Origin of the sequence: Helicobacter sp. MIT 05-5294 (genome assembly GCF_000765675.1) — a bacterium.
In the GTDB taxonomy this organism is placed as follows: Bacteria; Campylobacterota; Campylobacteria; order Campylobacterales; family Helicobacteraceae; genus Helicobacter_D.
Genome location: NZ_JRPA02000026.1, coordinates 1 through 12,818, shown reverse-complemented (window position 1 = coordinate 12,818; position 12,818 = coordinate 1). Strand labels below are relative to the sequence as shown.

16 protein-coding genes are annotated in these 12,818 nt (G+C 33.9%); 12 read left to right on the top strand and 4 right to left on the bottom strand.

The features are described 5' to 3' along the window. Positions 1–144 precede the first annotated feature (144 nt). From LS69_RS09340 to LS69_RS09330, 3 genes are all read left to right on the top strand, one after another. The gene (locus tag LS69_RS09340; protein WP_138124398.1) at positions 145–2,028 is read left to right on the top strand and encodes a hypothetical protein; all 1,884 of its coding nucleotides are present in this window, start codon (positions 145–147) and stop codon (positions 2,026–2,028) included. A gap of 279 nt (positions 2,029–2,307) precedes the next feature. After that, entirely contained in the window at positions 2,308–2,766 is a 459-nt protein-coding gene (locus LS69_RS09335) for a hypothetical protein (protein ID WP_138124395.1), read from the top strand. Positions 2,767–2,922: 156 nt separating this feature from the next. Next, the gene (locus LS69_RS09330) at positions 2,923–3,270 is read left to right on the top strand and encodes a hypothetical protein (RefSeq protein ID WP_138124392.1); all 348 of its coding nucleotides are present in this window, start codon (positions 2,923–2,925) and stop codon (positions 3,268–3,270) included. A 230-nt stretch (positions 3,271–3,500) separates the two neighbouring features. On the opposite strand, the gene LS69_RS09325 is transcribed toward LS69_RS09330, so the two are convergent. Then, on the bottom strand, positions 3,501–4,052 hold the full coding sequence (locus tag LS69_RS09325) for a hypothetical protein (RefSeq protein WP_138124389.1): 552 nt from the start codon (positions 4,050–4,052) through the stop codon (positions 3,501–3,503). 241 nt (positions 4,053–4,293) lie between these two features. Between LS69_RS09325 and LS69_RS09320 the strand changes: the two genes are divergently transcribed. Genes LS69_RS09320 through LS69_RS09300 form a run of 5 tightly spaced genes read left to right on the top strand, consistent with a single transcriptional unit; the run spans position 4,294 to position 6,496 of the window. Then, positions 4,294–4,878: a DUF2589 domain-containing protein gene (locus LS69_RS09320; protein WP_138124387.1), complete on the top strand. Its 585-nt coding sequence runs from the start codon at positions 4,294–4,296 to the stop codon at positions 4,876–4,878. 37 nt (positions 4,879–4,915) lie between these two features. Further along, positions 4,916–5,509, top strand: a complete 594-nt coding sequence (locus LS69_RS09315) for a DUF2589 domain-containing protein (protein WP_138124384.1) — start codon at positions 4,916–4,918, stop codon at positions 5,507–5,509. A 16-nt stretch (positions 5,510–5,525) separates the two neighbouring features. Continuing rightward, a complete protein-coding gene (locus LS69_RS09310; protein WP_138124380.1) occupies positions 5,526–5,795 on the top strand; it encodes a hypothetical protein in 270 nt (89 codons plus the stop codon). Further along, entirely contained in the window at positions 5,792–6,166 is a 375-nt protein-coding gene (locus LS69_RS09305; RefSeq protein ID WP_138124377.1) for a hypothetical protein, read from the top strand. Before LS69_RS09310 ends, LS69_RS09305 begins: the two co-directional genes overlap by 4 nt. Before the next feature lie 15 nt (positions 6,167–6,181). Then, positions 6,182–6,496, top strand: coding sequence for a hypothetical protein (locus LS69_RS09300; protein WP_138124374.1), 315 nt, complete (start codon positions 6,182–6,184; stop codon positions 6,494–6,496). Between the two features lie 97 nt (positions 6,497–6,593). On the opposite strand, the gene LS69_RS09295 is transcribed toward LS69_RS09300, so the two are convergent. After that, positions 6,594–7,658 carry an AI-2E family transporter gene (locus tag LS69_RS09295; protein ID WP_138124371.1) on the bottom strand — a complete coding sequence of 355 codons (1,065 nt, stop codon included), beginning with the start codon at positions 7,656–7,658 and terminating at the stop codon, positions 6,594–6,596. 60 nt (positions 7,659–7,718) lie between these two features. Further along, positions 7,719–9,086 carry a cytochrome c oxidase accessory protein CcoG gene (gene ccoG / locus LS69_RS09290; protein ID WP_138124368.1) on the bottom strand — a complete coding sequence of 456 codons (1,368 nt, stop codon included), beginning with the start codon at positions 9,084–9,086 and terminating at the stop codon, positions 7,719–7,721. Between the two features lie 200 nt (positions 9,087–9,286). Between ccoG and rpsU the strand changes: the two genes are divergently transcribed. Next, positions 9,287–9,499, top strand: a complete 213-nt coding sequence (gene rpsU, locus LS69_RS09285; RefSeq protein ID WP_006803152.1) for a 30S ribosomal protein S21 — start codon at positions 9,287–9,289, stop codon at positions 9,497–9,499. Between the two features lie 503 nt (positions 9,500–10,002). Here the strand turns inward: rpsU and LS69_RS09280 are convergent. After that, positions 10,003–10,587 (bottom strand): hypothetical protein, encoded by a 585-nt coding sequence (locus LS69_RS09280; protein ID WP_138124365.1) that lies wholly within the window; start codon positions 10,585–10,587, stop codon positions 10,003–10,005. Between the two features lie 174 nt (positions 10,588–10,761). Here LS69_RS09280 and LS69_RS09275 point away from each other — a divergent pair, with 174 nt between their 5' ends. The 3 genes from LS69_RS09275 (at position 10,762) to LS69_RS09265 (ending at position 12,386) form a co-directional block, all read left to right on the top strand. After that, the gene (locus LS69_RS09275; RefSeq protein WP_138124362.1) at positions 10,762–10,986 is read left to right on the top strand and encodes a hypothetical protein; all 225 of its coding nucleotides are present in this window, start codon (positions 10,762–10,764) and stop codon (positions 10,984–10,986) included. 288 nt (positions 10,987–11,274) lie between these two features. Beyond that, the gene (locus LS69_RS09270) at positions 11,275–11,979 is read left to right on the top strand and encodes a hypothetical protein (RefSeq protein ID WP_138124359.1); all 705 of its coding nucleotides are present in this window, start codon (positions 11,275–11,277) and stop codon (positions 11,977–11,979) included. After that, positions 11,976–12,386 (top strand): hypothetical protein, encoded by a 411-nt coding sequence (locus tag LS69_RS09265; protein ID WP_138124356.1) that lies wholly within the window; start codon positions 11,976–11,978, stop codon positions 12,384–12,386. The genes LS69_RS09270 and LS69_RS09265 overlap by 4 nt, the downstream gene beginning before the upstream one ends. Positions 12,387–12,818: the final 432 nt, after the last annotated feature.

Genomic DNA, 12,818 nt, shown 5'->3' with positions numbered 1-12,818 from the left:
CTTATAATGTAGATAAGAGAGACTTGGATTTAGACTTGTTTGTATTCCAAAATGAGCTTATTCGCACATTAAATGCCAAAACACCTGCGGGGGGGGGGGTTTTATAGTTACTATATTATTTAGCGGAATTAATGAAAGAATAAAATGATAAACAGACACAAAAATCTCAAGAATCTTATAGTCGCTTCAAGAAATGACGCTTTTGGCTCGAGAATGTTAGCTTTTATTAGTGCTTGGTATTTGAGTAAGAAAACTAGAATGCACTTTGGGTTTATTTGGCATCCAAGACTTAAAAGATCGCCAAAGGACACATGCGATCTTGCGGGAGTGGAGCTATTTAGCAAAGAGTTTACTGCAAAATACTGCTATAATGATATTTTACCCCTTAAGGCAGAATTTCCTATATTTGAAAATCTCGAATCCATAAGAAATTCTCCCACGACTTCTTTTGGGCATTATTTTAGCTGGTGGCAACCAATCACTAGAAGCCTAAAAAATGTAGATATGGCAGATTATAGGGCAATGTGTCCAAAGATTTGGGAAGAGATAGAGTTTAGTGAGAAGTTTCAGCAGATTATTGACATTGCCACAAAAGATGCAATAGAATTTGGAGAGTATGATGTGTTGCATATCCGGTGTGGTGATTGCGTCTATACTCCTCTTGCCACCAATGGTATACATGCTGTTTATGGTAAATATTATCCTGTTGAATTGCTTGTAAGGATTGTTGGGACAATCCAAACAGAAAAACTTGTCCTGATTTCTGATGATGATTTTGTGCTTGATTATATTGCTTCTTGTTATCCCGATAAAAAACTCTATAAAATCAGTGAATTCCGTAAGTTTGACGAACAGACTTGCTTAATCATTTATGATATTGTTTTTGCCTCCAAGGCAAAGGTTATTTATCATGGCGCAAGTAACTTTTTGCAACTTTCTCATCTAATTGGCAATACGCAAAATGTCAATTATACGCTAATGCTTCCCATAAAAGAAAGGTTTGAGTTGTTAGAGGGATTAATAGATAAAGCCTTTACTAATAATCATTTAAAGATGGCTTCTTATCTGTATTTATGGGAATGTGGGCGTAGGATTGGTATTAGTGAGAGTAATAAAATCTCACTTTTAGAAAAAGTTGCTCAATATACTTCAGATGAACTGATTTCGGTTTTTTTAGTTTTAAATTATTTGGTAAATAATTATTTTGATAAAGCAGAGTATCATCTACTCTCCATTGGTTTTTTAAGAGATAAAAAGTGGAAGTTTTCTAAAATGAATTATCTCTTAGAAAAGTTAGAAAACACGGGGTCGCTTCATCTTTTAAATCTTAATAAAAATTCTTTTCCTAAATATCCTTTTTGGTTTTCTAGTCTTGGTAGTGCGACTCGTCTTTTTGTTATGCAGTTTTATTGTTGGAAATTAAACTTAAAACAAGATGGTGTGTATGATTTAGGTGTGGATTGCGATAATGAAATTTTAAAAAATCATTTTATCAATAGTTTAGTGTTATTCACGAACACATTAAATGACTTACTCAACCAAGAGAAAAATTCATCAAACATTGAAATTTCTAATGCCAAATTCCAAAGTATTCTTCAAGAAAAAGCCAAATTAGAATCCCTCACACTTAAGCAACAAAAGCGTATCAATGAGCTAGACAATGCTAAGATTAGAATCCACTCCCACCTAGCCTATAAACTAGGTTCTGCAATGATACTAAACTCTAAAAGTCTATGGGGATATATTAGAATGCCTTATGTGCTTAGCTATATCAAAGAATCCCATAGAGAAGAACAAAGAAAATATCAAGAAAAAGTAGCAAAGAATCCTAGCTTAAAACTCCCCAAACTAGAATCTTACCCAGACTACAAAGAAGCGATTAAAGAAAAACAATGCTTTACTTACAAATTAGGTGAAGCACTCATAAAAGCTAATAATGTGCGGGGGGGGGGGCGAATATTTGCTTATTTGCGATTCTTCCAAGAAGTGCGTGAGTTAAGAAAAGAGTTTAGAGAAAAGAAGAAGTGAGGAATGGTAATGCGTCATTAATAGAAACGAAGCAAAAGACGCAGTATCTATAATGCAAAATTCCCTAATGATTTTTATGAATTTTATTGTAAAATCTCATTTAAAATAATATTAATCTCAAAAACAGGAGGTGCATTGTAGAGTAGTGGAAGAGTGAAGATGTGTCCTTGATGACAGACGGATTAAGCGAGAGGCAAAACACAAATCAAATAGAAAAGGATAAAAAATGATTGGAAGTGCGCATTTAGATTGCATTGTGGAGTAGAGTTTGAGCTTTGTTTGCAATTAGGGACACAAGTCGTTTCAGGCGTCAATTATGCTTTTATTTGTAGAAGCAAGAGTGTTGCTCTCAATCCTCTCACTGCTTATTGCTTAGTGATTTGTTATGCTGATACAGAAAATCAATGCTCTATTACCAAAATAAAAGAAATCGTAAAGGATAGTGAATGTCCAATTGGCGGACTCCATTGCACCAAAATTAGCGAAGCTTTTATTGCTAAAATAGACAGTATAGAAGCAGATTATATTGTTAAGGCTTTCAATCAAGCTTTTCAAAATATAAAAGGCGTAACTTATTTTCCAGAACTTCTTATTGCAAAGCAAGTGGCTACAGGCTTGAATTGTCATTTCATTGCAAAAGCAAAGATTGCAGATGAAGAAGGAACAACAAATTTCAAACATGTCGTGATTAATATTTTTATGAATGAAAGCAAAATCTTAAAGATTGAGCATTTATAAAATATTGTTTTTCAGGGTGAGTGTGATCAAATCTCACTCGCCTTGCATATAGAATCTTTGCATATTACGAGATTCTATTTATTATGAGAAATAAGTAAAAAACAAAGCCATCAATATTTTCATTCTTTGGATTTATTTCTTGTAATAATAGGGGAAATGACGAAGACAATGTATATTGTAGTTTCCGAATATCCCGCAATCGTTCGCTATGATTTTGCCTTTTGGAATCGGACAATTGAATCTAAAGGAATTATGAACAAAATGGAAAATGCCCTTGCTTGTGTGGCGGTAAAATCCGCAGTGGATATTAACAAGCTTGCTTTTAATGATTTTTTATCGCTTTATGGACCAATTCTCAAAAAAGCCTTTGGAGAAGATGAGCAAGAAATCAAGGCTCTTCTTAATGAAGCACAAGACATTTATAATATGTTACAAAATAATTTTAAAGCTGCCAATACTATCAATATAGATAAAGCTCTAAAATACATCAAAGCAATTCGTTAAAAAGCATTGACAGGCAGAAATAAAAGCTACTCCACTTCTATGTGATACAAGATTCTATCTCCGCCATTTAGGGGAGATTTTGAATCTTTGATTTGTGAGAGTTCTGCATGGCGCAAAAACACTCAACAATCTCTATTGACTGCGGCTTAAAATTAATGATTCCTCCTCTTCAAATTCTTAGATTTTACCAACTCTTTTTAAATAGTAACAAACTTTCCTTGCCCGGATTTTTAATCCTCATCAAAAGAAATCGTTTCATAATAATAGAGTTTAGTATTTTTGTTTTCTTGTTTTAAAATAAAAACAAATTTTTTATCTTTCAATGGTTCGGATTCAATCCATAATTCATTGCTATTTTGCCTGATATAACAAGTTTTACCATTGTTTTCTCCCTTAAGACTTACCATAAAATACAGAGTGTCCTCTTCATTTTGTTGTGGCAAAGATTTTCTTAGAGAGAGGTTTTTATTATTGAGAATAATTTGCAGCAAGTTGTTATAAGCACCATTTAAATCAACTCCTTGAAACTCATACAGACGGATATAAGCATTTAATTTATCTACATTAAGATTTTGATAAGTGAAACCTCCAAGCTTTGCTTCCTGTCCTTTTTTATCAAACATTGAATAAACATCCAATATGTCTTTATTTTTTATTTTTTCAGCATATTGTATGCAAGCTTTTGAAAGATTATTTTCTTCTTTCCTACTATCTTGAGCAAAAGCAAAAGAACTCACCACCAACAAAACATAGCACAATATTGAAACTTTTTTAAATTTCATTTCTCACTCCTTGAATTTGTAATCTCACAAAAACATAGATCTTTTTTATCCATGCGCAATTTAATCAAAAAATGCTTTTAAAAGTCAAGAAATTTCATGCGAAAATTAAATTTAAAAATAAATTTTACAAATTACTTGACAAAAGTATAGTGATTATCTAAATGTAAAATTACTTTACATTTAGATAATCACTGTATAGTGATTAGGTTATACTCTTGAATATTTTTCATAAGGACTAAAAATGGCAAACAGCGCAACAAAATCCCTAAGTGATATTATTGTTTCTATTGCAAAAGCAGTTGCACAAGCACAAAGCGATGTGGAAGAATCTCAACTTTCTCATATTTTTACATTTTTCAAGAAAAAATTTAAAAAAGACGCTCAAGGAAATTTAACCGACGAATTTTTACCCGGAATTTTCCCTAGACGTTTAAAAATAGGAATCCCGGATTCTGATTCTAAATTCTTAAGAACAAAATATTATAGTGTCCCTTACATTAATCTTTTGCCTATTACACCAATTCATATAGAAACCATTAAGACAGAATTTGATGTCAGTTTAATTGGATTGGATAATTTACAAGAAGATGAAAATTCTGAAAATATGAAAGATTTTGATGCCCTGCCCTCTTTAAAAGTTGATGTTGTAGGCTCTAGCTTCGGTAAAGAAAAAGGATTAAGTGCGCATATTTGTTTAACAATGAGCAAACACGATTTGCCCGAAGGAACTTCAAGAATGATTAATGAACTTATTAACCATTGTCAAGGCTATCAAGAAGATTTAATTCTAAAAAAGGAGGAACAAGAAAATGTAGAAAATTCATAACCAAACATAAAATTCAATAAATTTTTAAGGAGTAAAAATGGCAACAGAGATTACTAATCAATTTTCAGGTTTAGAAATGTCATCTCTCATAGGAGGACCTTTGCAAGCAGCTTGTAATGCGCAATTGCAACTTGCAAATGCCACAGCGAACTTTATCCAAACAATAGGCTTACAAGAGAATAATTCTGCTGTAAGAACAGTTGATTTTAAATATGAGCAGATAAAAGAGGACGGAAGCATTCAAAAAATGAATATTCAAGCTCCACTTCTTGCGATTGTAAAGATTCCGAGTTTAGCGATTAATAGCTTAAACATTTCCTTTGATATGGAAGTAAAAACTGCTGAAGAATCAAAAGAGTCAAGCGATAAAAGTGGTTCTCTTGATGCAGAAGCAAATATTGGCTTTGCATGCTTTAAAGCCAAAGTATCTGTCAAGGGTTCTATTAGCTCTCATAAAGAAAATACAAGAAGCACGGATACTTCAGCTAAATATCATGTAGAACTGATTGCAAAAGATGATGGAATGAGTGAAGGTTTGTCAAGAGTTTTGGATATTATACAGAATTCTATACAACCTAGAGAAGATAAAAGCATTCCAAATTCACAACATCAAAATGAGCAAGTGGCTTAAGAATGGAAGGTGATTGATGGCTAAAGTTTTTGATTTAAGTTCTGTAAGGTTTGTTAAAAGAATTGTGATTGGACAACAAGATGCTGCACTTCCCTATACGCAAGAACAAGCAAAACAAGATATGCAAATGCTTAATCAGTGCCTAAGCAGCCTCTCAAAAGGACATATCATAGCTTGTGAAAAAAATTTTTGCGTTTTAAATCAGGGAGAACATCAAGTCGTGCAACAATGGGTTGTATATCATATAGGATTTGAAAAAAAACCTTTATGGATAGACAATCAATGAAAAAGGCTATCAATTTAGAAAAATTTGTTTGTCTTTTGCAAAAAGAAAAAATATCTTGTGAAAATAAAATTCAGCATTTAATGCGTAGTCAATATTATAGACTTGGGATTTTATTGCACAAGCACTTTGAAAATTCGTTAGAACAAGCATTTAAGATGCTTTTTTGTCCAAAATATTCCTTAAACATAGAGCTTAGTTTTAACATTTACAAAGTTAAAGACAACAGATATTTGCTTAAAAAGCCAAATTTTTTTAAGTCTTTGTTTAGACGCTTTAGCATTCATAAAATCATCATTAAGGATAACGATATAATTTTAGATGATGAAATCATAGCCGATAAACAGGCTCGAGAAATTTGGCTTATCATTTAACAAAAAGGAGAAAAAATGGATGAGATTGAGGATAATTGGTATATTGTAAGAGGACTCAAAAATGGGAAAGTTGAAGTAAGCAATGATGAAAGGGTTATGGGCGATCAAGAAGTTGTAGCCAATATGAGCGTTTATGCTGCACCCAGTAAAGACGAAGCGGTGAAATACTTGCACAACCATAGACCAAATGCAGAATATGGCGCAACCCAATATGGCAAAATCAAACGACTTTCTAATTTTAAAATTGTATCAGATTCTACAGGTGGCAATAAAGGGCATTATTTGATAAGTGGAATCACGATAGACAAGGCAAAGAACATTTTTAGCTAAAGTCAATTCAGTCATAAAGTAAAGCACAGAGTTTGTGCGTCCGTTTAAGTTCAAAGAATCCCGAGATTATTTTATAATCTTTAGGGATTCCAACCAATCAAGTATCCCCCCTGTAAAGCCTCTTATAAACCCTAAGTAATGCGATAAATAAAGCCGTGATTGCCGGACCAAAGACAATTCCCCAAAAGCCAAAGCTCGTAAGCCCTGCAATGATAGCAAAAAATATTAACATTTCGTTAATCTTCAAAGGGGTTTTGATTAACACGCGGTTAATAAATCCGATGATAAAAGGCTTCACGCCATTGTCCGCTAATGTCGCAATAATGATAATAGAATAAAGCGTGATGATAATCGCATTGCTATAATTCCCCAAATATAGCTCATATCCAGCAATCGGAAGCCAAACCAATCCCCCACCCACGACAGGCACAAGCGAGGCAAATCCATAAAAAACGCCAAGCAATAGCGCATTGTAGCCAAAAAAGCTTATCAAGATTCCAAACAACACACCTTGCAGGAGCATTGAAAAAATAGAGGAATAAAACACCACGCTAATCATCGCACTTACTTCGCTATAAAGCGATTTGATATGTGTCGGCTCAATCGGAATCAACTCCAAAAAATACCGCCCCAACGCATCGCCATAATAATAAAAAAAGAACAAGAAAATCACGATAAACAAAGTATCACTTAAAAAATAAAAGCTGTTTTGGGAAACTTTTGCGACGATACCCAAGCCGCGTTTGGCAACCACGCCCCAATCAATCGTGGCAAAATGTGTCAGCCACTCATTAATCTCCCTTTGTATCAAATCGGGCAGATGGACGAAAGCTTCTTTGCCATATCCGCTAATGCGCATTTGCAAATCCAACAAAAAGTTCTGAAAATTGCCCAATTCTAAGTTAGTCGCCAAAGTCAGTAAGTTTAAAAGAATGTAGAAAATTGGCAAAAAACAAAGAATCACTAACAAAAAAGTGAGCAAAAAAGTAGCGACCAATCGGGATTTTAAGTGTTTTAGTATCGTATGATAAATGTTTTGCGTCGCAATAAATAGCAAAAACGCAATCAATAAATTCATCAAAAATGGAGAATAAAGCTCAAATAAAGCAAACAATGTCAGCACAAAAATAACGACAAAAAAGTAGATTCCAGCCTTTTGCATCTTAATCCTTAAAAGCAGATTCCACTGCAACGCACGATTCTGTGCGACTGCAAGGAATCCTTACTGCAATGCTTTGCTTGGTGGATAGATAAACACGCTTTCCCTAAAAACTTCAATGGGTTCTTTGCTATCTAGTGCGTAAGCTTTGATTGTTAGCGGGATATGCGTGTCTTTTTGCGCATCTTGGGCGAGATTCGCTTCTGTATAAAGCACGACAACTTGCTTGGACTTTTCCCCCGCTTCAATGCGGAATGGCTTACTTGGGCGCTTGATTTGAATCTCTGCATTGTTTTCTACTTCGAAATAAAACTCGTGGGCTTCTCTTTGGGTATTTTGGAATAAGAAAATATAGGAATTTTCTACACGCGCATTATCCCGAATCGTGTAAAGCTCTTGTCGGTTGATGTTTAAAAGCATATCTTCTTTTTTGGAACTCATCATCAAAAGCCCCACAAACACAACCGTCATTGCAATCACATAACCGATAGTTTTGAATCGCATATAGCGGACTTTTTGGCGGTCTTCAATGCTTTGCGGACTTGTCCAAGAAATCAAAGTCGGTTTGCCAAGTCTGCCCATTACTTTCGTGCAGGCGTCCGAACATTCAAGGCAATTGATACACTCTAGCTGCATTCCTTTGCGAATATCAATGTGCGTAGGACAGATTTTGACACAGGCTTCACAGCCGGTGCATTCGGCATTTGGCACTTCGGGCTTTTTCCATAGTTTGATACCTTTTATGTCAAACACTTCCCCGCCTCTTTTATAATCATACACCGTCATAATCGTATCGTTATCATACAAAACGCTTTGCACACGGCTGTAAGGACACATATAAATACAGAAATTTTCTTTGATAAATACGACAATCGCAACAAGCGCAATAGCAAATCCTAGCCAAAAAATAAACAAATATTTATGTTCTATGGGATTTTGAATGTATTGGAAAAAATCCTCCGGCGGCACGAAATACCACATTAAATTAGACGCCGCGACAAGAGATAAAGCCGCCCAAACTACGAGCGCAATGGTTTTTTTCGCCTTATTGATTCCCAAACTCATATCAGGCTCTAGTTGGCGGTTTTCCATACGCTTACGCAACCCTAGAATCTTAGTTTCTAACAAATCTCTATATAAAACGCGGAAAATCGTCTGCGGACAAGCCCAACCGCACCACACGCGCCCTGCAAGAGTTGTCATAAAGAAAATTGCCAAGAACATTAAAATCAACAAAAAAGGCATAAGATATAGCTCTTGCATATCAAAAGCAACACCCAACAAATGCAACTGCTTATGGTCAAAAGACAATAAAAAAATCTGATTGCCATTAATTTTGACAAAAGGGATACAGAATAGCAAAATCGTCGTGATTCCATACATCACATAGCGTCTCTTAGAATACAGACGCGTTTTAGCCTCGTCAGTCATTTACATTCTCCTAAATTTTAATTTCTAGCAGAGTTTAATATTACCATAAAAAAATTAAAAATTAAGATTGTATGCCTGATTAATGCCACTTTGTCGCATTAATTCTTAGGATTTTAGTTGATTCTCAAATCATTTACGATAGAATAAAAGGCTTTTTTCGCAAGATAAAAGTAAATTTACACACAAAGGTGGTGATTTAGATGCCCGGAATCAAAGTTAGGGAAAACGAATCTTTTGATGACGCTTACAGGAAGTTCAAAAAACAAGCAGATAGAAACCTTGTCGTAACTGAAAGTCGCGCAAGAAGATTCTTTGAACCAAAAACCGAAAAGCGCAAAAAGCAAAAAATCAGCGCACGCAAAAAAATGCTCAAACGCTTATATATGCTTCGTCGCTACGAATCAAGGCTCTAAAATCGTAGGATTCCATTAAGGGAATCCTACGCGCTTCTATGAAAACTCCTCTTTAAATCACTCTTATTTTTCGTGCTTTCATCAAGCATTCCTTGATTGTATCTAAAATCTTGTCTGTGAAACTCTTGCTAGATTTTTTGCAGATTCAAGGGATTTGCAAAGGTTTGCTTTATCCTTTTGGTTCTTGCAACAACACGAGATTCTTTATTTCGGCTTTGTCTTGTAATGATACAAAGCTACTCAACCTGTCATTGTAAGAGATTCGCTAGAATCTCGTGGCAATCTATAACTTTGTATTTCGTTCGTCATCACGAGACTTCATTTATTAAGTTGTGGTAATCCATAGCTTTAAATCAAAGTAGATTCCACAACAAAATCCCTAGAATCTTTGATTTATTATCTTAAAGATTCCATTGTAAAGTTTGTTTTTTGAAGTTTAATATTGTAGATTATCACAAATCAGCAAGAAAGTATGCAATACTTCCCTGCCAATAAGTCCATTTTTATAAATGCTCAATACTTACGATTTTGCTTTCATTCATAAAGAAATTAAACACAACATGTCTATAATCTGTGGTTTGTTCTTTGTCCATCATCTTTGCTTTTGCAATGATGTGATAATTGATTCCTTTGGCTACTTGTTGTGCAATGTAGAGTTCTGGAGTATAAACAACCCCTTTTAAGTTTCCAAACGCCTGATGAAAAGCTCTAATAATATGGTCAGCTTCTATGCTGTTTAGTTTCGCAATGGGAGCTTGATTTGCTTCTACGCAATGGAGTCCGCCAATTGGAAATTCACTTTCTTTGACAATATCTTTAACCTCTGTGATGGAGCATTGTTGCTCTAGATTTGCATAACAAATCACAAGGCTATAAGCAACTTGAGGATTTAAAGTAACACTTTTTCTTCTACAAACAAAAGCATAGTTTGTCCCTGCGACAATTTGTGTCCCCAAATGTGCGCAAAGTTCAAAGCTAGAACCTACATAAAACTTGATTGCTTTCTCAAACACTTCTTTAGCCTCTTGTCCTATCTCCAATGGAGATTCATTAACTTTCCAACTACCCAAATGTGAATTTTGAATCATTTTTTATCCTTTTCTATTTGATTTGTGTTTTAATCTCTTGCTTAATCTGTCTGTCATCAAGGACATATCTTCACTCTTCCACTACTCTACAATGCACCCCCTGTTTTTGAGATTAATATTATTTTGAATGAAATTTTACAATAAAACTCATAAAAATCATTAGGTAGGTTTCAAATGATGGATTGCTTGACTGCATTTAAGGACAAAAGTAGTGGAATCGTAGGTTGGCAAGTCGTCATTATGAATGCAGTGAAGCAATCCACAAGTTCAGCTATCATTTGTGTTCCACATCGTCATTGCGAGATTCTTTGTTGTGTTTGCATTCCTTGCGATAAGCTTATTTTTAGCCAAGCCAACGCTAGATTCTATTTTAAACAGACAAGACAAAAGAAGCTTTAATGTCTTTTATATGGACAGGACATAACTATATCAAGAGAGGGTGATCGATGCGAAAGAATATTTAGAACACAGATTTAAATTTTTTAGGAGAATATCATGGAACTTACAAAAGACAATCAGCTAATTACTTTCATTTCTTGCTATGGTGGCGAAAGCAAACTTGCAGTAAATATGCGTTATTTCAAACGCGCATTTTAAAAGATTCGTTGCTTACTTTGGAATTTGAAGGTTTCAATATTTATCATGAGTGCATTAAGGGCTTTGAGCCAATCAATTTATTAACAGCAATTGAAGCAACTTTTAAAAACAACCAAAGAAGAACAAGAAAAAGAAAAGGTTGTTAGGATTCTAAAGTCTTGGACTAAGTTAGGTTCTGTAATAAAGAAACAAGATACTAGAAGAATCAGTTTATCTACACTTGATATTATTAACAGAAAAGATACAAGCAAAAATCCTTTAATTTATCAATCTTTAGATAAACTTACACTAGACTATCAAAAATACAAAGATAATTTTCCACAAGATTATTATGTAGAGCTTGGGAAATATATGGTAGAAAGTGCAATAAGCCAAAACAAAAATGAAAACCTCATAAATATTTTAAGCTCTTTAATAATATGTTGTAAGCTTATAACTGAAAGTTTGTTATTTGGCAATAAAGAATATTTTAATGGTGGTATTGCTATCTTTCATCTTTATGAAAGCTATGTGCCAAGATTTGATGGTGATGCAAATGGGTTGGATAAGGTTAGCCACTTTCTTTTTGGTGCATTTGGTGCTTTTGTTGCTAATGATGCAATTAGCCGCAAAATAGGCATTGGAAATGAAATGGTGGATTCTTTATTGTTGGAAGCTAAAACATTATTGTCGGAATACGGCATAAAATTTGAAGATTATGGCACAGGTTTTGATGAAGAAGATATAGAGGCAAATGAAGGAGGCATTAAATATGGTAATGAACTTAGAATGAGATACAAAGGAGCCAAACAATGAGAAGAATCGCAATAATATTGCTTTTACCTTTTGTTTTTGTAGGGGTTGCAAATCTGATTAGCATTTATCTGTGGCAATATTTATGGAATCCTTCAAGTATTTTATGGAAGTATCTGTGGGAATATAGTTTTTTAGGGTTTAATTCTATCTCTATCAACTTATTATTCTTTGCCATATTATTGATAACTTTAGAGCGCATATATTTCAAGACAAAATCTGCCATAACATTAATCGCTTATATCTTGGCTGTTGTGTTAAGTATAGTGTTTTTTAGTATCAATATTCGGTTGGTTGGTGGGTTTTTTGACTATGATAGTAATATCTTAGATGCATTGAAGCACGAGATTGGCATTCTTAAGAGAATGTTGAGTTTAGAGAACATAATTTTATATTATGGAATTAAATAAAGGAAGCAATAATGAAAAAAAATTATGATTGCTCTAGTGATATTGTTTTTGCCCTTTGTTTTTCTTATTCTTGCAAATATGATCACAATACCTTTGCATTCCAAAACATTAAGGATTCATATACTCTTTATAGAGTTATTTTTCTTTGCCGCATTATTGATAACTTTAAAGCGCATATATTTCAAGACAAAATCTGCCATAACATTAATCGCTTATATCTTGGCTATTGCGTTAAGTATAGTGTTTTTTAATGGCGATATAATAATTCACGGAACATGGTTTTAATGAAATTAGAGGAGTGGAGCAGTAAGAAGAAAGCCATACACTTTCACTCCACAACCTTTGAAGAATATAATAAAATCAGAAAACTCCTCTTAGTAGGCAGTGAAGCAATCAAAGAAGAAGTTTATAGAGATAGTGAAGGGATAGCCA